Below are 18,760 nucleotides of genomic sequence, written 5' to 3' on the forward strand. Positions count from 1 at the left end.
TGATGAGGTACCGCGGCCGGGCCTACTCAAGACACGCAGGAGCAAGTGGTGATCGAAGAGACCCTCCTCGAGGCCGAGGAGAAGATGGAGAAGGCCGTCGTGGTCGCCAAGGAGGACTTCGCCGCGATCCGCACCGGCCGTGCGCACCCGGCGATGTTCAACAAGATCGTGGCCGACTACTACGGCGCGCTGACGCCGATCAACCAGCTGGCCTCGTTCTCCGTGCCCGAGCCGCGCATGGCCGTGGTGACGCCGTTCGACAAGAGCGCGCTGCGCAACATCGAGCAGGCGATCCGTGACTCAGACCTGGGCGTCAACCCGAGCAACGACGGCAACATCATCCGCGTGGTGTTCCCCGAGCTCACCGAGGAGCGCCGCCGCGACTACATCAAGGTCGCCAAGACCAAGGGCGAGGACGCCAAGGTCTCCATCCGCTCCGTGCGCCGCAAGGCCAAGGACGCCATCGACAAGCTGATCAAGGACGGCGAGGTCGGCGAGGACGAGGGCCGCCGTGCGGAGAAGGAGCTCGACGACACCACCACGAAGTACGTCGCCCAGGTGGACGAGCTCCTGAAGCACAAGGAAGCGGAGCTGCTCGAGGTCTGATGAACGACTCTTCCTGGGGGACGCCGCAGACCGGGTACTGGGGGCCGTCCGACCACGGGCAGGGCTGGGGGGCCGCTCCGGCGGGTCCCGCGTACGATGCGCACAACGCGCAGCACACGCGTCCCATGCCCTTCGTGCCCGGCGTACCCGAACACGGCGGAGACCAGGGCGCGGACTGGGGGGCCGCTCGGCCGAGCGGCCCCCCGGTCCGAGACGAGCCGACGCGGGCCCGACCCCTTCCGGGGGAGGTGCCGCAGAATCCGGAGCCCATGCCCGACGTCCCGCAGCCGGCACCCGTACCGCAGAAGAAGAGCGCGGGGCGGGATCTCGGGGCCGCGATAGGCGTCGGTGCCGGACTCGGCGTGGTGATCGTCGCGTCGCTGTTCGTCGTCAAGGCGGTCTTCGTCGGTGTGGTCGCCGTCGCCGTGGTGGTGGGCCTGTGGGAGCTGACGTCGCGGCTGCAGGAGCGCAAGGACGTCAAGGCGCCCCTGGTGCCGCTCGCGCTGGGCGGTGCGGCCATGGTCGTCGCCGGGTACGCCCGGGGGGCCGAGGGCGCGTGGGTCGCCATGGCGCTCACCGCGCTGGCGGTGCTGGTCTGGCGTATGGCGGAGCCGCCCGAGGGTTACCTCAAGGACGTCACGGCGGGCGTCTTCGCGGCGTTCTACGTGCCGTTCCTGGCGACCTTCGTCGCCATGATGCTCACCGCCGACGACGGCCCGTGGCGCGTCCTGACCTTCCTGCTGCTGACGGTCGTCAGCGACACCGGCGCGTACGCCGTCGGCTGGCGCTTCGGCAGGACCAAGCTCGCCCCGCGCATCAGCCCCGGCAAGACCCGTGAGGGCCTGCTGGGCGCGGTGGTCTTCGCGATGGCCGTCGGCGCGCTGTGCATGCAGTTCCTGATCGACGACGGCCTCTGGTGGCAGGGCCTGCTCCTGGGGCTCGCGGTCGCGGCCAGCGCCACGCTGGGCGACCTCGGCGAGTCCATGATCAAACGCGATCTGGGCATCAAGGACATGGGCACGCTGCTCCCCGGCCACGGCGGCATCATGGACCGCCTGGACTCCCTGCTGCCCACGGCACCGGTGGTGTGGTTGCTGCTGGTGCTCTTCGTCGGGTCCGGGTGACCCGTACCCACGTGGCCGGATCGGGCCCCCGTCCTCTCCGGACGGGGGCCCGCCGCCGTCCAGCAGGAAGCGAAGCCGTTCGGTGGCACAGGCGAGGCGGGGGACGACGGCAGGTACCACGGTGACACCTGCCCTGCCGGTGTGCGAGGCGCTCCTCGGCCAGCAGGGCCGCCGCAGGCCGCGTCGTCACTGCGGCCCGTGGCACCGTACGAGGACCTACGCCTCCGGCCTCCTCGTCATGACCGCCGGTCCGTGCCGAGCCCGACCGGGTCACCCGAGTGGATCTGCGACACTGGTAGAGCCATGCCTAAGCCCGGAGAACTCACCTTTGTCGCGCCGCGCGGAGCCAAGAAGCCGCCGCGGCACCTCGCCGATCTCACGCCCGCCGAGCGCAAGGAGGCGGTCGCCGCGGCCGGTGAGAAGCCGTTCCGCGCCAAGCAGCTGTCGCAGCACTACTTCGCGCGGTACGCGCACGAACCGGAGCAGTGGACCGACATCCCCGCCGGTTCCCGCGCCACACTGCAGGACGCGCTGCTTCCGGAGCTGATGACGGTCGTACGGCACCTGTCGACCGACCAGGGAACCACCCGCAAGACGCTGTGGAAGCTGTTCGACGGCACGCTCGTCGAGTCCGTGCTGATGCGCTACCCGGACCGGGTGACCATGTGCATCAGTTCCCAGGCGGGCTGCGGCATGAACTGTCCGTTCTGCGCGACCGGGCAGGCCGGCCTCGACCGGAACCTGTCCACCGCCGAGATCGTGCACCAGATCGTGGACGGGATGCGGGCGCTGAGGGACGGAGAGGTACCCGGTGGTCCGGCGCGGCTGAGCAACATCGTGTTCATGGGCATGGGTGAGCCGCTCGCCAACTACAACCGGGTCGTCGGAGCCATCCGTCGCCTCACCGACCCCGAGCCGGACGGGCTCGGGCTGTCGCAGCGTGGGATCACCGTGTCGACCGTCGGTCTCGTGCCGGCGATCCACCGGTTCTCCGACGAGGGATTCAAGTGCCGGCTCGCCATCTCGCTGCACGCCCCCGACGACGAACTGCGCGACACCCTCGTCCCCGTGAACACGCGGTGGAAGGTGCGTGAGGTGCTGGACGCCGGGTTCGAGTACGCGGCCAGGTCGGGGCGGCGGCTGTCCATCGAGTACGCGCTCATCCGGGACATCAACGACCAGGCCTGGCGGGGCGACCGGCTCGGCCGGATGCTCAAGGGCCGGCCGGTGCACGTCAACCTCATCCCGCTCAACCCCACGCCCGGCTCCAAGTGGACCGCCTCCCGTCCGGAGGACGAGAAGGCGTTCGTGGAGGCGATCGCCGCACACGGTGTGCCGGTGACGATCCGGGACACCCGTGGTCAGGAGATCGACGGGGCGTGTGGTCAGCTCGCCGCGAGCGAGAGGTAATGTGACCCGCGCAAGCACATCTTCATATTCCGACAGGGGAGCGCCACAGCGCTGAGAGTGCGGCACCGGCCGCAGACCCTCCGAACCTGGCCCAGGTCATTCTGGGTAGGGAGATCGGTCATCACTCGAGCTGTTGCGCCCTGCCCGGGACTCCGCAGAGGGGTTCCGGGCAGGGCCGCGTCTCTTCCTGGTCACTCCAGGAGGAACCAAGTGGGTATCACCAAGAAGGCCGCGGCCCTGGCCGTCGGGCTGGGGCTGGTCACGCTGTCCGCGTGCGGGTCGTCCGGCGACGACGCCGAAGGCAGCGGGTCCAGGACCGTGACCCTCGTCAGCCACAATTCGTGGGCGGTGTCGAAGGACGTCGTCGCCGCGTTCGAGAAGCAGTCCGGCCACCGGCTGAAGGTCCTTGAGGACGGCGACGCCGGGCAGGCCGTGAACAAGGCCATTCTGACCAAGGACAACCCCCAGGGCGACGTCTTCTTCGGCGTCGACAACACCCTGCTGTCCCGCGCCCTCGACAACGGGCTGTTCCAGCCGTACGAGGCGAGGGGCGCGGATTCGATCCTGCCCGAGTACCGGGTCGACGAGGACAAGCACCGGGTCACCCCGGTCGACAGCGGCGACGTCTGCGTCAACTACGACAAGGCGTGGTTCGCCGAGCACGACCTGGCCCCGCCGAAGACCTTCGACGACCTGATCAAGCCCGAGTACAAGGACCTCCTCGTCGTCGAGAACGCCTCCACCTCCTCACCCGGCCTCGGCTTCCTGCTCGGGACGGCCGCCGCGTACGGGGACGAGGGCTGGCCGGACTACTGGAAGAAGCTCAAGGCCAACGGCGTGAAGGTGGTCGACGGCTGGGATCAGGCCTACAACGAGGAGTTCTCCGGCTCGGCCGGCGGCAAACAGGCCAAGGCCGACCGGCCGCTGGTGGTGTCGTACGCCTCCTCGCCGCCCGCCGAGGTCGTCTACGCCGACCCGAAGCCGGACACCGCCCCCACGGGAGTCGCCGAGGGCACCTGCTTCCGCCAGGTCGAGTACGCGGGGCTGCTGAGCAACGCGGAGAACCCCGAGGGCGGCAAGGCGCTGCTCGACTTCCTGATCAGCAAGACGTTCCAGGACGACATGCCGCTCAACATGTTCGTCTACCCGGTGCGGGAGGCCGCCCAGGTGCCCGAGGAGTTCGCGAAGTTCGGGCCGCAGGCGAAGGACCCGCAGACCATGGATGCGGAGAAGATCGCCGCCAACCGTGACCAGTGGGTCAAGTCGTGGACCTCGCTCGTACTGAGGTGACGCGCACCGCGGCGGGATGGCGCGGGAGCGCGGCACGGCTCGGTCTGATGGCCGTGCCCGTCGCGTTCTTCGCCGTCTTCTTCGCCTACCCCGTCACCGCGATCCTCGCGCGCGGGCTGAAGACCGGCGGGACCTGGCAGCTCGGGCGGATCGGGGACGTACTGGCGCAGTCCGGCGTCCGTCAGGTCCTGTGGTTCACCACCTGGCAGGCCCTCGTCTCCACCGTCCTGACCCTGCTGGTCGCCCTGCCCGGCGCGTATGTCCTCGCCCGTTTCGACTTCCCCGGCAAACAGGTGCTGCGGGCCGTGGTCACCGTGCCGTTCGTGCTGCCGACGGTCGTCGTCGGCACGGCGTTCATGGCGCTCGTCGGACGCGGCGGGCTGCTCGACGAACTGGGGGGCGTACGGCTGGACACCACGGTGTGGGCGATCCTGCTCGCGCACGTCTTCTTCAACTACGCGGTCGTCGTGCGCACCGTGGGCGGGCTGTGGTCCCAGCTCGACCCGCGGCAGGAGGAGGCCGCGCGGATGCTCGGCGCCTCGCGGTTCGCGGCCTGGCGCACCGTCACCCTGCCCGCGCTCGCGCCCGCCGTGGCCGCCGCCGCGCTGATGGTCTTCCTGTTCACCTTCACCTCCTTCGGCGTGGTCCAGATCCTCGGCGGTCCGACCTTCTCCACCCTCGAAGTGGAGATCTACCGGCAGACCTCCGAGATCTTCGACCTGTCCACGGCCGCCGTCCTGACGATGATCCAGTTCGTCGCCGTGGGTGCGATCCTCGCCCTGCACGCCTGGACCGTACGGCGCCGGGAGACCGCGTTGCGGCTGGTGGACGCCTCGGTGACCGCACGCCGGCCGCGCGGCGCCGGGCAGTGGGCGCTGCTGGGCGCAGTCGTCGGCACCGTCGCCGTGCTGGTCCTGCTGCCTCTCGCGGTCCTGGTGCAGCGCTCCTTCGGGGCCGCCGGCCTGGGCTACTACCGGGCGCTGACCGAGGACGACGGGGGAGTGTTCCTGGTGGCGCCGATCGAGGCGGTCGGCAACTCGCTGGAGTACGCGGTCGCCGCCACCGCCATCGCCGTGCTGGTCGGCTCCCTCGCCGCCGTCGCGCTGACCCGGCGGGACGCGGGACGGCTGGTGCGCGGCTTCGACGCGCTGCTGATGCTGCCGCTCGGGGTGTCCGCCGTGACCGTCGGCTTCGGTTTCCTGATCGCCCTCGACGAGCCGCCGCTGGACCTGCGCGCCTCCTGGATCCTGGTCCCGCTCGCCCAGGCGCTGGTCGGCGTCCCCTTCGTCGTACGGACCATGCTGCCGGTGCTGCGGGCCGTGGACGTACGGCTGCGGGAGGCGGCGGCGGTGCTCGGGGCGTCGCCGTGGCGGGCGTGGCGGGAGGTGGACCTGCCGATGGTGCGGCGGGCGCTGCTGATCGCGGCCGGGTTCGCCTTCGCGGTGTCGCTCGGGGAGTTCGGGGCGACGGTGTTCATCGCGCGGCCCGAGAACCCCACCCTGCCGGTCGCCGTGGCACGGCTGCTGGGGCGGCCCGGAGCCCTCAACTACGGCCAGGCGATGGCCCTGTCGACGATTCTGATGATCGTGTGCGCGGTGGCGCTGCTGCTGCTGGAGCGGCTGCGGACCGAACGGACCGGGGAGTTCTAGATGCTGCTGAGCCTTCAGGGCGCGACCGTACGCCTGGGCGGGCGGGCGGTGCTGGACGCCGTCGACCTGGGGGTCGCCGAGCACGAGATCGTCTGTGTGCTCGGTCCCAGCGGCAGCGGCAAGTCGACGCTGCTGCGGGCGGTGGCCGGACTGCAGCCCCTCGACTCCGGGCGGATCCGGCTCGACGGACATGACCAGGCGGGGGTGCCCGCGCACAAGCGCGGGGTCGGGCTGATGTTCCAGGACCACCAGCTCTTCCCGCAGCGGGACGTGGGCGGCAACGTGGCCTTCGGGCTGCGGATGCACGGTGCGTCGCGCACCGAACAGTCGGACCGGGTACGGGAGTTGCTGAACCTCGTGGGTCTGCCGGGGGCGGCCGGACGCGCCGTCGCCGCGCTGTCCGGCGGGGAGCAGCAGCGTGTCGCGCTGGCCCGCGCCCTCGCGCCGAGTCCCCGGCTGCTGATGCTCGACGAGCCGCTCGGGCAGCTCGACCGGTCGTTGAGGGAACGGCTGGTCGTCGAACTGCGGGAACTGTTCGGCCGGCTGGGCACCACCGTGCTCGCCGTGACCCACGACCAGGGCGAGGCGTTCGCACTGGCCGACCGGGTCGTGGTGATGCGGGACGGGCGGATCGCCCAGTCGGGGACGCCACTGGAGGTGTGGCAGCGTCCGGCCGACGCCTTCGTGGCCCGCTTCCTCGGCTTCGAGAACGTCGTCGAGGCGACGGTCGCGGACGGCGTCGCCGTGACCCCCTGGGGTGAGGCGCCCGTGCCGGACGGCGCCCCACGGGGCGCCCGCACGCTCCTCGTCCGGCCCGCCGGCGTCCGGCTGGTTCCGGCCGACGAGGGGCTGCGCTGCACGGTGGCCGCGCGCACCTTCCGCGGCACGCACGTCGCCGTCCGCCTCCAGCCGGAGGACGCCCCCTGCCTGGAGGCGGCCTGCGCGCTCAGGGCTGCGCCGGAGGTCGGGGACGAGGTCGGGGTGGAGTTCGACGCGACGGAAATCGTGGTGCTGGGATGAGCGCGGCTTCCTAGGGTGTGCGACATGACTCGACTCGCGCACGACCACTACTGCCGGGAGATCGCCCGACAGACGAAGCAGTTGCGGACCGTCGTCACATCCGGCGCCGACCTGTCCGGCACGGTGCCCACCACCCCCGACTGGTCCCTGGAGCAGCTCGTACGGCATGTCGGCGGCGCCCTGCGCTGGGCCGCGCTGATGGTGCGCACCGGGGCGGAGGAGCAGGTTCCCGAGGAGCGGGTGCCGGGATTCGGCGGGCCCGAGGTGCGGGGCGATCCCGGCGCGCTGGACGCGTGGCTGGCGGAGTGCGGCGAGCTGACCGTCGGCGCGCTGCGGGACGCCGGGCCGGACGCGAGGGTATGGAGCTGGGCGGGCGTCTGCGACGCCGGATTCTGGGCCCGCCGCATGACGCACGAACTGATCGTGCACCGCGCGGACGCGGCCCTTGCCGCCGGACTGCCCTTCGAGGTCGCACCCGACGCCGCCGCCGACGCGATCGACGAGTGGTTGGAGATCGTGGAGTGGGCGCAGCAGACGCTGCCGGAGGACACGGTGCACGAACTGCGCGGGCCCCGGCGCACCATCCATCTGCACGCCACCGACGCGGAGGCGGGGACCGACGCGGAGTGGCTGATCGAACTCGCCGAGGACGGTTTCTCCTGGCGTCGCGGCCACGAGAAGGCCACGGTCGCCCTGCGCGGTCCGCTCACCTCAGTGCTTCTGGCCTTCTACCGGCGGCTGCCGCTGGACGCGCCGCGGGTGGGGGTGACCGGCGAGCGGGAGGTGCTGGAGCAGTGGCTGCAGCGGGCGACGTTCGGCTGAGCGGCCGGCGACGGCGATGGCCCGCCCCCGGAGAGGGGACGGGCCATCGGTGTGTCCGTGAGGTGTCAGCTCCGGCTGTTCGCCCCGCGGCGGCGCATGCCGAAGAAGACGGCGCCACCGCCGACCACGACCAGGGCGGTCGCGACGCCGACGATCAGACCGGTGTTGGAGTCGGCACCGGTCTCGGCGAGGTTCGACCCACCGGCCGGGGACGGCGCGTTGCTCGAGGTGTCCGCCGGAACGGTGCTCCCGCTCGCCGACGGCGTCGGCGCGCCGGGCTCCTCGGCAGGGGGGGAGGAGGACTCCGACGGGGTCGGGGCGGGCTCCTCGTCGGCCGGGGGCTCCTCCTCCGTCTTGCAGGCCGTGGCCGGGGTGACCAGGTTCGGCTTGATGTCCTCGTCGACGTAGGGCTTCGCGTCGACGTGGATGCGGTATTCGGCGTTCGGCTTCCAGTCCTCCTCGAAGGTGATGGTGGTGCCCTCAGCGGTGCCCTTGACCACCTGCTCGCCGATCTGCTTGTCCTGCAGGAACACGGTGATGGTGGCGGGGACGCCGGCCGGGTCCTTGTCGGTGACGGTGATGACGCCCTTGTCGCCGACGCACTTGGCCTCGGCCGAGAACTCGGTGATGTCGCAGGCCACCGCGTTGCCGGCGACGCCGATCGCGAGGGCGGCGGACGCGGAGACGACACCGAGGGCGCGCACGGAGCGCGCGACGGTACGACGGGATACGGACAGAACTGCCACGTTTGTCCTTTACGGAAGAGTTCATATGCGGGGGGTTGAGGGAGAGCTGACGGAACATCAGCACCCCCGTGCGGCTCCCAGGTCTATAAGCGCCGCATAAGTAGTGTCAACGCATACGCCTGCAGTGGTACCGGGCTTTGCCTTCTTATTAACCGCCCAGACGTTTCAAGGCCTCCGGTGCCTCCTCGATCCGGTCGACCAGAGTGATGCGGGCCTCCATCGAGCGCTCCCGGGCGAGCGACCGCAGCAGCGGCCAGGCCGGCAGCTTCTCCGTCCAGTGCGCCCGGTCCACCAGCACCATGGGCGTGGGCTCGCCGCGCGACTCGTAGTAGTTCGGCGTCGCGTTGTCGAAGACCTCCTGTACGGTGCCGGCGGCGCCCGGCAGGAAGACCACGCCCGCGTTGCAGCGGGCCAGCAGCCCGTCCTCGCGGGTGGCGTTGGCGAAGTACTTCGCGATGTGCGAGGCGAAGACGTTCGGCGGCTCGTGGCCGTAGAACCAGGTGGGGATGCCGACCGAGTGGTCGCCCCTCGGCCAGCGGGTGCGCACCTCGAAGGCGGCACGCGCCCAGTCGGTGATCGACGGCGTGAACGAGGGTGCGGTCGAGAGGATTTCGCAGGCCTCGTCCAGCACGGCGTCGTCGTACGGGGCCGCGTAGGCGCCGAGGTTCGCCGCCTCCATCGCGCCCGGTCCGCCACCCGTCGCCACCGTGAAGCCGGCGTGGGTCAGCGCCCGTCCGAGCCGGGCGGCGCCCCGGAACTCCTCGGTGCCGCGGGCCATCGCGTGACCGCCCATCACACCCACGACCCTCGCTCCGCGCAGGAGTTCGTCGAGGGCGTCGGACATGGAGTCGTCGTGGACCGCGCGCAGCATGGAGGCGAAGATGTCGCCGTCCGCCTTGGTCCGCTGGAACCAGGCGTAGGCCAGCGCGTCCGGGGTCGCCTCGTACCCCTTGTCGAGCGAGGCGAACAGGTCGTCCGGCGTGTAGAGACGCCCCCGGTACGGGTCGAAGGGCAGGCCCGGGAGGGGCGGGAGGACCAGGGCGCCGTCGGCGCGGATCTTCTCCGCCGCGCCGGGGCGCATCCGGCAGCCGAGGAAGACGGCCCCGGTGGTGTCGTTGGTGAGCAACTCCCGTGTCCGATCGGTCAGGTCGACGGACTGGACACGGAATCCGGAGAGGGTGCCGCGGGACGAGACGATCGCGTCGAACTCCTCGAGCGTCTCTATCTCACGGTCCCCGTGGTGGACGGCATGGGCGGGACTCGTCTGCACCCGCCCATGCTAGGGGGGTGTCCTCTGGATCCTGCCGGGGGTGGGGGTCCGGTACGGCTTCCCGCGCGCGGCTTCGCCCGTGCGGGAGGACCCCCACCGCCGCGGTGCCGTCGGCCGCCAGGGCTCTCCGCCCCGGCGACCTCCTCCACCTCGCGGTGCACGGCACCGGCCCCCGCCCGGCCCGTCCGCAGGGCGCCGCTCACCGGAGCCGGTCCGACCCGAGCGGCACCCCCCGGGCCCGAGTGCGCGTCAGCCCTGCACCGCGGCCGGGTCCATCCAGATGACCTCCCACGTGTGGCCGTCGAGGTCGTCGAAGGCGCGGCCGTACATGAAGCCGTGGTCCTGGGTCTCGCCGGCAACCGAACCGCCCGCCGCGACGGCCTTCTCCACCAGCTCGTCGACCTTCTCGCGGCTCTCCGCGCTCAACCCCAGCAGCACCTCGCTGCTCTTCGCGGCGTCCACGATCTCCTTCCTGGTGAACTGCGCGTACTTCTGCCTGGTCAGCAGCATCGCGACGATCGTGTCGCTGATCACGACCGACGCGGCGGTCTCGTCGCTGAACTGCGGGTTGATCGAGTAGCCGAGCTCCGTGAAGAACTCCTTCGAGGCCTCGAGGTCGTCGACGGCCAGGTTCACGAAGATCATCTGCTGGTACATGGCGGGTCCTCTCCCCTTCGGTTCCGTGGTGTTCGTGGGGGTGGACCGGGCGCCCGCGCGGAACTCATCGGCCCGGGGAGATTTTTTCCGGACCGGTTTCCCGACAAGCTCAGCGGGCCAGCGGCCACGCCGACAGTTCGGCCACGACCAGGGTCAGCAGGCCGAACAGGGCGAGCAGTGCGCCCGCGCGGAGCGCGGCGGCCCGGCGCAGCGTCCCCGCGACCGCCCCGAGGCGCCGCAGCGCGGCGGTGGTGTCGGCGCGGGCCTGCTTGGCCTCGACGGCGGCCGTCAGCAGCGTCGCCGTCGTGCAGCCGGCCACCAGCAGAGCCCCGAGTACGACGAGCGGGCCGAAGGAGGCGTCCTCACGGTCGTGCAGCGAGGCCAGGGCGTACGCGGTCGACATCACCGCGCAGACCACGCCCAGCGGGCATCCGATGCGCGTGGCCTCGGCCATGAGGACCCGTCCGGCCAGCAGACGCGACGCGCCGGGCCGTGCCGTCTGGAGCAGCCTGCCGCACAGATGGGTGAGGCCGGGACCGGCCAGAGTGAGACCGACGGCGGTCAGGGCCAGACCGAGCAGCGCGGAGGGCCGGTCGCCCGGCGTGCTCCCGCCGCCCGTACGGCTCGCGAAGGCCTCCATGGCCAGACCGGCCGCCAGCACCGCGACACCCCACGGCAGCCCGGACGGCGACGCGAGCGGCACGGCGGGCGGGGCCTCGGCGGAGGTCTCGGGGGAGGTCTCGGGGGAGGTCTGGTCGGAGGTCTGGGGACCGTCCCCGTCCGGCTCCGGCTCCGGCTCCGGTGCCGGCCCGGCCGTACGCCGGCCGCGTGCCGCCGCCCCCAGCTGCCTGCCGAACCGGCCGTACGACCCGAACGACTCGCGCACCGCCGTGCGCCGGTACGCGCCGAACCGGCCGTACGTCCGTCCCGCGCGGGCCGCGTCCGCCGCAGAGCCACGCGGTCGCAGCGTCACCGCCACGGCCGCCGAAGCGCTCAGCGGAACCAGCGCCAGCAGGGTCAGGGCGGCAGGCAGCGGAAGCGGCCGTCCGGCGGCGAGGAAGTCCGTCGCGGCGCCGTCGAAGGGCGTGCCCGTGAGGTCGCCGCGCAGCTGGAGGAAGACCAGCAGGGCCAGCGTCGAGCCCAGTACGCAGGACAGCGCCGTGGTGGCCGCGGAGATCGCCATCAGCCGGGCGGGACCGAGCCCGATCGCCGACAGGCCGGGCCGGGGCCGGGTGGCCGGATCGGTGCGGGCGACCGCGACCGCGAAGTGCACGGTGGCCGCCAGCGGGACCGCGCACCAGGCCAGCCGGAGCGCCGAGGCGGACGGGTCGGGGTGGCTCAGCGCGTGCCCGAGGGCGCTGAGCAGCAGGAAGCCCGTGCCCGCGGACGCGGCCGCGACCAGGAGACGGCGCAGCTGGGCGGCGAGGTGGGCGCCTCGGGTCAGACGGAGAGCGAGCATGCCGCCCGGCCTTCCGACTCGGCCGCCCCGGAGACCGGCGGCAGGTGTACGGTGCGCACGTGCCGCCCGTCGAGCAGCGACACCGTGCGGTCGGCGAGGGCCACGGTCTGCGGGTTGTCGGTCGCGAGGACCACTGTGATGCCGTGCGAGCGGGCCGCGGTGGTGAGCGTGCGCAGCACGTGGGTGCGGTCGACGCGGTGCAGCGGGGCGGTCGGCTCGTCGGCGAACAGCACCGAGGGCGCCGGGGCGAGGGCGCGGGCGATGCACACCCGCTGCCGCTCGGCCTGCGTCAGCTCCCCGGGGCGCTTGCGGGCCCCGTCGCCGATGTCGAGGCGCTCCAGCCACTCCAGGGCCGTCGTCCTGGCGTGGCGTCGGCCGGTGCCACGCAGCATCAGCGGCAGGGCGGTGTTCTCCCAGACGTTCAGCTCGGGCACCAGCAGTGGGTCCGGGTCGATCCAGCCGAAGTGGTCCCGGCGCAGCCGCTCGCGGACGACGGGGCTCATGGTGTGCACGGGCACACTGTTGAACCAGACCTCGCCGCTGCGTGCGGGCAGCAGGCCGGACAGACAGCGCAGCAGGGTCGTCTTGCCGCTGCCGCGCGGGCCGCCGACGGCGAGGATCTCGCCCTCCCGGACACCGAGCGAGACCCCGCTCAGTCCGGGCGAGCCGTCGTCGTACCGGTAGTACAGGGCTCGCGCCCAGAGCACGTCGTTGTCCGGTGGGGCCACCATGGCGTACACCTCGGTTCGGATCGGAAATGCCGTGAGCGGTTCGGGTGAGTCCCCCGTCCGGGGGAACGAAGGCAGGGCCGATCGGTCACTCGCACGCTAGGCAGGCCGCGGCGGGAGGCTGGACAGCACACGGCCCCGGACGCCCGTTTCTCACTCGAACGGGCGACATCGGGGCCGGTGTTGATCATTCAGAAGGAAGATCGGAACCTCCAATGGCCTACAGCTTGGTCCAGGCCTCCGAGAGGGTCGCGCGCAGGATCTGCTCGATCTCGTCGAAGGTCTCCTGGTTCGAGATCAGCGGCGGGGCGAGCTGGACGACCGGGTCGCCGCGGTCGTCGGCACGGCAGTACAGGCCGTTTTCGAAGAGCTTCTTCGACAGGAAGCCGTACAGGACGCGCTCGGTCTCGTCGGCGTCGAAGGACTCCTTGGTGTTCTTGTCCTTGACCAGTTCGATGCCGTAGAAGAAGCCGTTGCCGCGGACGTCGCCGACGATCGGCAGGTCGTGCAGCTTCTCCAGGGTCGCGCGGAAGGCGCCCTCGTGGTCCAGCACGTGCTGGTTGAGGCCCTCGCGCTCGAACAGGTCGAGGTTGGCGATGCCCACGGCCGCCGAGACCGGGTGGCCGCCGAAGGTGTAGCCGTGCAGGAAGGTGTTGTCGCCCCGGTAGAACGGCTCGGCCAGGCGGTCGGAGACGATGCACGCGCCGATGGGGGAGTAGCCCGAGGTCATCCCCTTGGCACAGGTGATCATGTCCGGCAGGTAGCCGAACTTGTCGCACGCGAAGGTGGTGCCGAGCCGGCCGAAGGCGCAGATGACCTCGTCGGAGACGAGCAGCACGTCGTACCGGTCGCAGATCTCGCGCACCCGCTGGAAGTAGCCGGGCGGGGGCGGGAAGCAGCCGCCGGCGTTCTGCACCGGCTCCAGGAAGACGGCCGCGACCGTGTCCGGGCCCTCGAAGAGGATCTGCTGTTCGATCTGGTCGGCGGCCCAGCGGCCGAACGCCTCGGGGTCGTCGCCGTGGATCGGCGCCCGGTAGATGTTGGTGTTGGGCACCTTGTGCGCGCCCGGCACCAGGGGCTCGAACGGGGCCTTCAGAGCCGGCAGTCCGGTGATGGACAGGGCGCCCTGAGGGGTGCCGTGGTAGGCGACCGCGCGGGATATGACCTTGTACTTGGTCGGCTTGCCGACGAGCTTGAAGTACTGCTTGGCGAGCTTCCAGGCGGTCTCCACCGCCTCGCCGCCGCCGGTGGTGAAGAAGACCTTGTTGAGGTCGCCCGGGGCCTCGTGCGCGAGCCGCTCCGCGAGCTCCACGGCCTTGGGGTGGGCGTAGGACCACACGGGGAAGAAGGCCAGCTCCTGGGCCTGCTTGGAGGCGGTCTCCGCGAGTTCCTGACGGCCGTGGCCCGCCTGCACCACGAACAGGCCCGCGAGGCCGTCGAGGTAGCGCTTGCCCCGGTCGTCGTAGATGTGGGTGCCCTCGCCCCGGACGATGGTGGGGACGGGGGAGTTCTCGTACGAGGACATGCGGGTGAAGTGCATCCACAGGTGGTCGTACGCGGCCTTGCTGAGGTCCTCGGTGCTGCCGGTGCTCACGATTATCGGGTTCCCCACATGTAGGTCTGCTTCTTGAGCTTGAGGTAGACGAAACTCTCGGTGGAACGCACCCCGGGAACGGCCCGGACGCGCCCGTTGATGACCTCCAGGAGGTGGTCGTCGTCCTCGCAGACGATCTCGACCATGAGGTCGAAGGACCCCGCGGTCATCACCACGTACTCGCACTCGTCCATGGCGCTCAGCGCGTCGGCCACGGCCTCCACGTCGCCCTCGACGTCGATCCCGACCATCGCCTGGCGACGGAAGCCCACGGTGAGCGGGTCCGTGACGGCGACGATCTGCATCACGCCCTGGTCGAGGAGCTTCTGCACGCGCTGGCGCACGGCGGCCTCCGACAGGCCCACGGCCTTGCCGATGGCGGCGTACGGCCGGCGGCCGTCCTCCTGGAGCTGCTCGATGATGGCGAGGGAGACGGCGTCCAACGGGGGACGGTCGCCGTTCCTGGACTCGCGGGAGTCCTTCGGGTCTGCGCTTCGACTGGCCACGGTGCCACTGTGCACGACGTATCGACAGTTTCGCAAGGTTAGATCGATGAATTTCGTTGTCCTGGACGCCTCTGCTTGCGGATTTCGCAGGAGTGGGGTGGGTGGGGGTGTTGGAAACATCGGCTGTCGGTCTAGGGTGGGTGTCTCAGAGGCTGGACACTCGACATTTCTCGACACCCCAGACACCTCGGACACCCACGAGGAACACCAGGAGGGCCTGCAGTGAGCACCGAGCTGCGTCGTCTGCGCAACTACATCGGCGGTGAGTTCCGGGACGCCGCCGACGGCCGGACCACCGAGGTGGTCAACCCCGCGACGGGCGAGGCGTACGCGACCGCTCCGCTGTCCGGGCAGGCGGATGTGGACGCCGCGATGGCGGCCGCCGCCGAGGCGTTCCCCGGCTGGCGCGACACCACCCCGGCCGAGCGCCAGAAGGCCCTGCTGAAGATCGCGGACGCCGTCGAGGAGCGCGCCGAGGAACTCATCGCCGCCGAGGTGGAGAACACGGGCAAGCCCGTCGGGCTGACCCGCACCGAGGAGATCCCGCCGATGGTGGACCAGATCCGCTTCTTCGCGGGCGCGGCGCGGATGCTCGAGGGGCGCTCGGCCGGTGAGTACATGGAGGGCCTGACCTCCCTCGTGCGCCGCGAGCCGGTCGGCGTCTGCGCGCAGGTCGCGCCCTGGAACTACCCGATGATGATGGCCGTGTGGAAGTTCGCCCCGGCGATCGCCGCGGGCAACACGGTCGTCCTGAAGCCCTCGGACACCACCCCGGCCTCCACGGTCCTGCTCGCCGAGATCCTCGGCTCGATCCTGCCCAGGGGCGTCTTCAACGTCGTCTGCGGTGACCGCGACACCGGCCGCCTGATGGTCGAGCACCCCACCCCGGCGATGGCGTCCATCACCGGTTCGGTGCGCGCCGGCATGTCGGTCGCCGAGTCCGCGTCCAAGGACCTCAAGCGGGTCCACCTGGAGCTGGGCGGCAAGGCCCCGGTCGTCGTCTTCGAGGACACCGACATCGCCAAGGCCGCCGAGGGCATCTCGGAGGCGGGCTTCTTCAACGCCGGACAGGACTGCACGGCCGCCACGCGCGTCCTCGTGCACGAGTCGATCCACGACGAGTTCGTCTCCGCGCTCGCCGAAGCCGCCGCCGGCACGAGGACCGGCATGCCCGACGACGAGGACGTGTTCTTCGGTCCGCTCAACAGTGCCGGCCAGCTCAAGCAGGTCGAGGGCTTCATCGAGCGGCTGCCGGCGCACGCGCGCGTGGTCGCCGGCGGCAAGCGCGTCGGCGACAAGGGCTACTTCTACGCCCCGACCGTCGTCTCCGGCCTCGACCAGGACGACGAGATCGTCCAGAAGGAGGTCTTCGGCCCGGTCATCACCGTCCAGTCCTTCACCGACGAGGACCAGGCCGTCGCGTACGCCAACGGCGTCGAGTACGCGCTGGCCTCCTCGGTGTGGACCAAGGACCACTCCCGTGCGATGCGGATGTCCAAGAAGCTGGACTTCGGCTGCGTGTGGATCAACACCCACATCCCGCTGGTCGCGGAGATGCCGCACGGCGGCTTCAAGAAGTCGGGCTACGGCAAGGACCTCTCGGCGTACGGCTTCGACGACTACACGCGCATCAAGCACGTGATGACGTCCCTGGACGCGTAAGCGCCGTGGCGTCGGCCCCGGACGGTGGACCACCGTCCGGGGCCCGCTCGCGCTGATCTGCGGCCCGATCCGCGGCATCCCCCTCTGGCGGAGCGTCGTCGACATGGCGTTCGGCGTGTTCGGCGTGGTCCCGCTGTACGTCGTCCGCGAGAGGATCAAGCGTTTGGAGGCGCTCACGCCGAACACGGCGCCGGTGCTCACGACTTGAGGGCGGCCTCCCTGATGCGCTCGGCGACCGGGTTCGCCGTCGTGTCCTTCGCGTCGGTGTCGGAGAGCGAGTACACGAGGGTGAGACCCAGGTCCTCGGTCGCGGCGATCGCCGTGCTGCAGCCGGGGCGGGCGCCGCTCTTGAGCCAGTAGACCGTGCCCTCGTGTTCCCAGCGGGTCAGGCCCGCACTGTGGGCGGCGCCCTCGACGGTCGCCGGGACCGTGAACATCTCCCGCAACTGCGGTTCGGGCACGATCCGTCCGCTGAAGAGGGCCGTGACGAGCCGCTCCAGGTCGGCGGTGGTCGAGATCATGTCCCCGGCCGCCCAGCGGTCGGCCACGTTCCACTCGGTGACGTCGACGAGCCGGGTCGTCCCGTCCGGCTGCGGCACCGCCTGGTAGCCGCGGTGGTGCGGCCCCCGGACGCGGGGGTCCGTGCCGGGGAAGTACGTGTGCCGCATCCCGGCGGGGCGCAGCACGAGCCGGGCCGCCTCGGAGGCGTACGACCGTCCGGTCACCCTTTCGATCAGCATGCCGAGGATCGTGTAGTTGATGTTGAGGTACTGCTGCTCATCACCGGCGGCGAACGCCGGTCCCCGTGCGACCGCCGACTTCACGACCCGCCGCGGGGTGAGCGTGTCGTAGCGGTGTGCGTACTGCTCCTCGAAGGTGTCCCCCCAGCTGTCGCCGGGCTGGATGCCGCTGGTGTGGTTCAGCAGGTTCCGTACCGTGACGGGCTTCTTGAACTCGGGGCCGAGCAGGCCGGGCAGGTAGCGCTCGACCGACGCGTCGAGGTCGACCTCGCCCTGCGCCGCCAGCCGGAGGACGGCGGCGGCCGTCACCACCTTGGTCGTCGAACCGGCCCTGAACCGGGCGTCCGGGTCGGCCGCCCGGCCGCTCACCAGGTCCCGCACCCCCGAACTGCCCTGCCAGGAACCCCCGGTGCCGCCCAGCCGGACGAGTGCGGCCGTGGTGCTCTCGTCGGGCAGCCCTCCGACCGCCTCGCACAGCGCCTTGTTCGACGGTGCGGTACTGCACACGGGCGCCGACGGGGTGGGCGCGGCGAACGCGGGCGCGGCGAGCGGGCCCGCGCCCAGGGCGAGGACGAGGGAGGCGGCGAGAAGGGTGGTGCGACGGCGGGGACGCATCGGTTGCTCCTCGGGGGAGTTCGGCGAAAGGACGCGATCATCCTCCGGCCGTGCGGACCGCCTCCGGATCGTCGCCGGGGAGGGCGCCCGCCCTGGCGCATCCCCGATCGGCTCCCCTGGATGCGCGGGGGAGCCGTCAGGGGTCGCCCCTAGGGAGCCCGCCGCCCCGAACGGCCCCCGGCGTCACGCAGCGCGCACAGGACGTCGACGCGGTTGGTGGTGATCGAGTCGACGCCCAGGGCCAGCAGACGGCGCATGGAGCGGCGGGTGTCCGGGGTCCAGACGGAGAGCAGGTAACCGGCGCGGTGGACACGGTCCGCCAGGGCGCGGTCGACCAGGCCGAAACGGTAGTTCAGCCAGCGCGGACGGATCGTCTCCAGCAGACCGGCGCGGGCCGGTGCCAGGGTCGTGCGCGTGAGCGCGATCTCGGCGGACGGGTCCGCCGCCCGTACGGCGAGCATGGCGGGGGCGCCGGCGCAGTAGTGGACGCGGCCTTGGGCGTCCCGCTCGCGCACGGCGTCCACGACCCGGCGCACCGCGCGGACGTCCGGCGCGCCGGGCAGGTCGATCATCACCCGGCCGCCGTCCGCCGCCGCCAGCGCGTCGGAGAGCGTGGGCACCCCGTCGTCCGTGACCCCGCGCACCTCCTCCCACGACAGCGACCGCAGCGGACGGTCGTGTCCCCACAGCCGCTTCAGCGTGTCGTCGTGCAGCAGCACCGGGACGCCGTCCCGGGTGAGGCGTACGTCGATCTCCACCGCGTCCGCGCCCCGGAGGAGCGCGGACCGCAGCGAGGCGAGGGTGTTCTCACGGACGCGGTAGGGGTCGCCGCGGTGGGCCACGGCGGTCACGTTCTGCATGG

17 protein-coding genes and 1 riboswitch are annotated in these 18,760 nt (G+C 71.5%); of the genes, 8 read left to right on the forward strand and 9 right to left on the reverse strand.

All coding sequences use genetic code 11. The annotated features are described in order from the left end of the window. Positions 1 to 48: 48 nt before the first annotated feature. The 7 genes from frr (at position 49) to KYY02_RS23060 (ending at position 7,921) form a co-directional block, all read left to right on the forward strand. Complete coding sequence (gene frr, locus KYY02_RS23030; protein WP_371240820.1) at positions 49 to 606, forward strand: ribosome recycling factor; 558 nt, start codon at positions 49 to 51, stop codon at positions 604 to 606. Further along, positions 606 to 1,730: a phosphatidate cytidylyltransferase gene (locus tag KYY02_RS23035; protein ID WP_371240822.1), complete on the forward strand. Its 1,125-nt coding sequence runs from the start codon at positions 606 to 608 to the stop codon at positions 1,728 to 1,730. Before frr ends, KYY02_RS23035 begins: the two co-directional genes overlap by 1 nt. Before the next feature lie 303 nt (positions 1,731 to 2,033). Beyond that, positions 2,034 to 3,140 carry a dual-specificity RNA methyltransferase RlmN gene (gene rlmN, locus KYY02_RS23040; RefSeq protein WP_371240824.1) on the forward strand — a complete coding sequence of 369 codons (1,107 nt, stop codon included), beginning with the start codon at positions 2,034 to 2,036 and terminating at the stop codon, positions 3,138 to 3,140. A gap of 24 nt (positions 3,141 to 3,164) precedes the next feature. Continuing rightward, a riboswitch (TPP riboswitch) is annotated at positions 3,165 to 3,270 on the forward strand. 80 nt (positions 3,271 to 3,350) lie between these two features. Further along, positions 3,351 to 4,430: a thiamine ABC transporter substrate-binding protein gene (locus KYY02_RS23045; RefSeq protein WP_371240826.1), complete on the forward strand. Its 1,080-nt coding sequence runs from the start codon at positions 3,351 to 3,353 to the stop codon at positions 4,428 to 4,430. Between the two features lie 47 nt (positions 4,431 to 4,477). Continuing rightward, positions 4,478 to 6,079 carry an ABC transporter permease gene (locus KYY02_RS23050; protein WP_371240916.1) on the forward strand — a complete coding sequence of 534 codons (1,602 nt, stop codon included), beginning with the start codon at positions 4,478 to 4,480 and terminating at the stop codon, positions 6,077 to 6,079. Further along, positions 6,080 to 7,099: an ABC transporter ATP-binding protein gene (locus KYY02_RS23055; RefSeq protein ID WP_371240828.1), complete on the forward strand. Its 1,020-nt coding sequence runs from the start codon at positions 6,080 to 6,082 to the stop codon at positions 7,097 to 7,099. Between the two features lie 24 nt (positions 7,100 to 7,123). Further along, positions 7,124 to 7,921 carry a maleylpyruvate isomerase family mycothiol-dependent enzyme gene (locus KYY02_RS23060; RefSeq protein ID WP_371240830.1) on the forward strand — a complete coding sequence of 266 codons (798 nt, stop codon included), beginning with the start codon at positions 7,124 to 7,126 and terminating at the stop codon, positions 7,919 to 7,921. A 65-nt stretch (positions 7,922 to 7,986) separates the two neighbouring features. On the opposite strand, the gene KYY02_RS23065 is transcribed toward KYY02_RS23060, so the two are convergent. From KYY02_RS23065 to KYY02_RS23095, 7 genes are all read right to left on the reverse strand, one after another. Beyond that, positions 7,987 to 8,667, reverse strand: a complete 681-nt coding sequence (locus KYY02_RS23065; protein ID WP_371240832.1) for an LAETG motif-containing sortase-dependent surface protein — start codon at positions 8,665 to 8,667, stop codon at positions 7,987 to 7,989. 148 nt (positions 8,668 to 8,815) lie between these two features. After that, entirely contained in the window at positions 8,816 to 9,937 is a 1,122-nt protein-coding gene (locus KYY02_RS23070) for an LOG family protein (RefSeq protein ID WP_371240834.1), read from the reverse strand. Positions 9,938 to 10,186: 249 nt separating this feature from the next. Further along, on the reverse strand, positions 10,187 to 10,594 hold the full coding sequence (locus KYY02_RS23075) for a VOC family protein (RefSeq protein ID WP_371240836.1): 408 nt from the start codon (positions 10,592 to 10,594) through the stop codon (positions 10,187 to 10,189). A gap of 109 nt (positions 10,595 to 10,703) precedes the next feature. After that, positions 10,704 to 12,053 carry a hypothetical protein gene (locus KYY02_RS23080; protein WP_371240838.1) on the reverse strand — a complete coding sequence of 450 codons (1,350 nt, stop codon included), beginning with the start codon at positions 12,051 to 12,053 and terminating at the stop codon, positions 10,704 to 10,706. After that, the gene (locus KYY02_RS23085; protein ID WP_371240840.1) at positions 12,035 to 12,784 is read right to left on the reverse strand and encodes an ABC transporter ATP-binding protein; all 750 of its coding nucleotides are present in this window, start codon (positions 12,782 to 12,784) and stop codon (positions 12,035 to 12,037) included. Before KYY02_RS23085 ends, KYY02_RS23080 begins: the two co-directional genes overlap by 19 nt. A 217-nt stretch (positions 12,785 to 13,001) precedes the next feature. Further along, positions 13,002 to 14,393, reverse strand: a complete 1,392-nt coding sequence (locus KYY02_RS23090; RefSeq protein WP_371240842.1) for an aspartate aminotransferase family protein — start codon at positions 14,391 to 14,393, stop codon at positions 13,002 to 13,004. Further along, the gene (locus KYY02_RS23095; protein ID WP_371240845.1) at positions 14,378 to 14,896 is read right to left on the reverse strand and encodes an Lrp/AsnC family transcriptional regulator; all 519 of its coding nucleotides are present in this window, start codon (positions 14,894 to 14,896) and stop codon (positions 14,378 to 14,380) included. The genes KYY02_RS23090 and KYY02_RS23095 overlap by 16 nt, the downstream gene beginning before the upstream one ends. A gap of 207 nt (positions 14,897 to 15,103) precedes the next feature. Here KYY02_RS23095 and KYY02_RS23100 point away from each other — a divergent pair, with 207 nt between their 5' ends. Further along, positions 15,104 to 16,543, forward strand: a complete 1,440-nt coding sequence (locus KYY02_RS23100) for a gamma-aminobutyraldehyde dehydrogenase (protein ID WP_371240847.1) — start codon at positions 15,104 to 15,106, stop codon at positions 16,541 to 16,543. 197 nt (positions 16,544 to 16,740) lie between these two features. Here KYY02_RS23100 and KYY02_RS23105 read toward each other — a convergent pair whose 3' ends face one another. Both KYY02_RS23105 and KYY02_RS23110 read right to left on the reverse strand, forming a co-directional pair. Beyond that, positions 16,741 to 17,898, reverse strand: a complete 1,158-nt coding sequence (locus tag KYY02_RS23105) for a serine hydrolase domain-containing protein (RefSeq protein WP_371240849.1) — start codon at positions 17,896 to 17,898, stop codon at positions 16,741 to 16,743. Positions 17,899 to 18,047: 149 nt separating this feature from the next. Further along, on the reverse strand, positions 18,048 to 18,758 hold the full coding sequence (locus KYY02_RS23110) for a glycerophosphodiester phosphodiesterase (RefSeq protein ID WP_371240851.1): 711 nt from the start codon (positions 18,756 to 18,758) through the stop codon (positions 18,048 to 18,050). Between the last annotated feature and the right edge of the window lie 2 nt (positions 18,759 to 18,760).

Origin of the sequence: Streptomyces pimonensis, assembly GCF_041380215.1 — a bacterium.
Lineage (GTDB): Bacteria > Actinomycetota > Actinomycetes > Streptomycetales > Streptomycetaceae > Streptomyces > Streptomyces pimonensis.

Excerpts from the sequence above, each read along its gene's own strand:
- KYY02_RS23035 (WP_371240822.1), top strand. The coding sequence starts at position 606 with ATGAACGACTCTTCCTGGGGGACGCCGCAGACCGGGTACTGGGGGCCG.
- rlmN (WP_371240824.1), top strand. The coding sequence starts at position 2,034 with ATGCCTAAGCCCGGAGAACTCACCTTTGTCGCGCCGCGCGGAGCCAAG.
- KYY02_RS23050 (WP_371240916.1), top strand. The coding sequence starts at position 4,478 with ATGGCCGTGCCCGTCGCGTTCTTCGCCGTCTTCTTCGCCTACCCCGTC.
- KYY02_RS23055 (WP_371240828.1), top strand. The coding sequence starts at position 6,080 with ATGCTGCTGAGCCTTCAGGGCGCGACCGTACGCCTGGGCGGGCGGGCG.
- KYY02_RS23060 (WP_371240830.1), top strand. The coding sequence starts at position 7,124 with ATGACTCGACTCGCGCACGACCACTACTGCCGGGAGATCGCCCGACAG.
- KYY02_RS23075 (WP_371240836.1), bottom strand. The coding sequence starts at position 10,594 with ATGTACCAGCAGATGATCTTCGTGAACCTGGCCGTCGACGACCTCGAG.
- KYY02_RS23080 (WP_371240838.1), bottom strand. The coding sequence starts at position 12,053 with ATGCTCGCTCTCCGTCTGACCCGAGGCGCCCACCTCGCCGCCCAGCTG.
- KYY02_RS23085 (WP_371240840.1), bottom strand. The coding sequence starts at position 12,784 with ATGGTGGCCCCACCGGACAACGACGTGCTCTGGGCGCGAGCCCTGTAC.
- KYY02_RS23105 (WP_371240849.1), bottom strand. The coding sequence starts at position 17,898 with ATGCGTCCCCGCCGTCGCACCACCCTTCTCGCCGCCTCCCTCGTCCTC.
- KYY02_RS23110 (WP_371240851.1), bottom strand. The coding sequence starts at position 18,758 with ATGCAGAACGTGACCGCCGTGGCCCACCGCGGCGACCCCTACCGCGTC.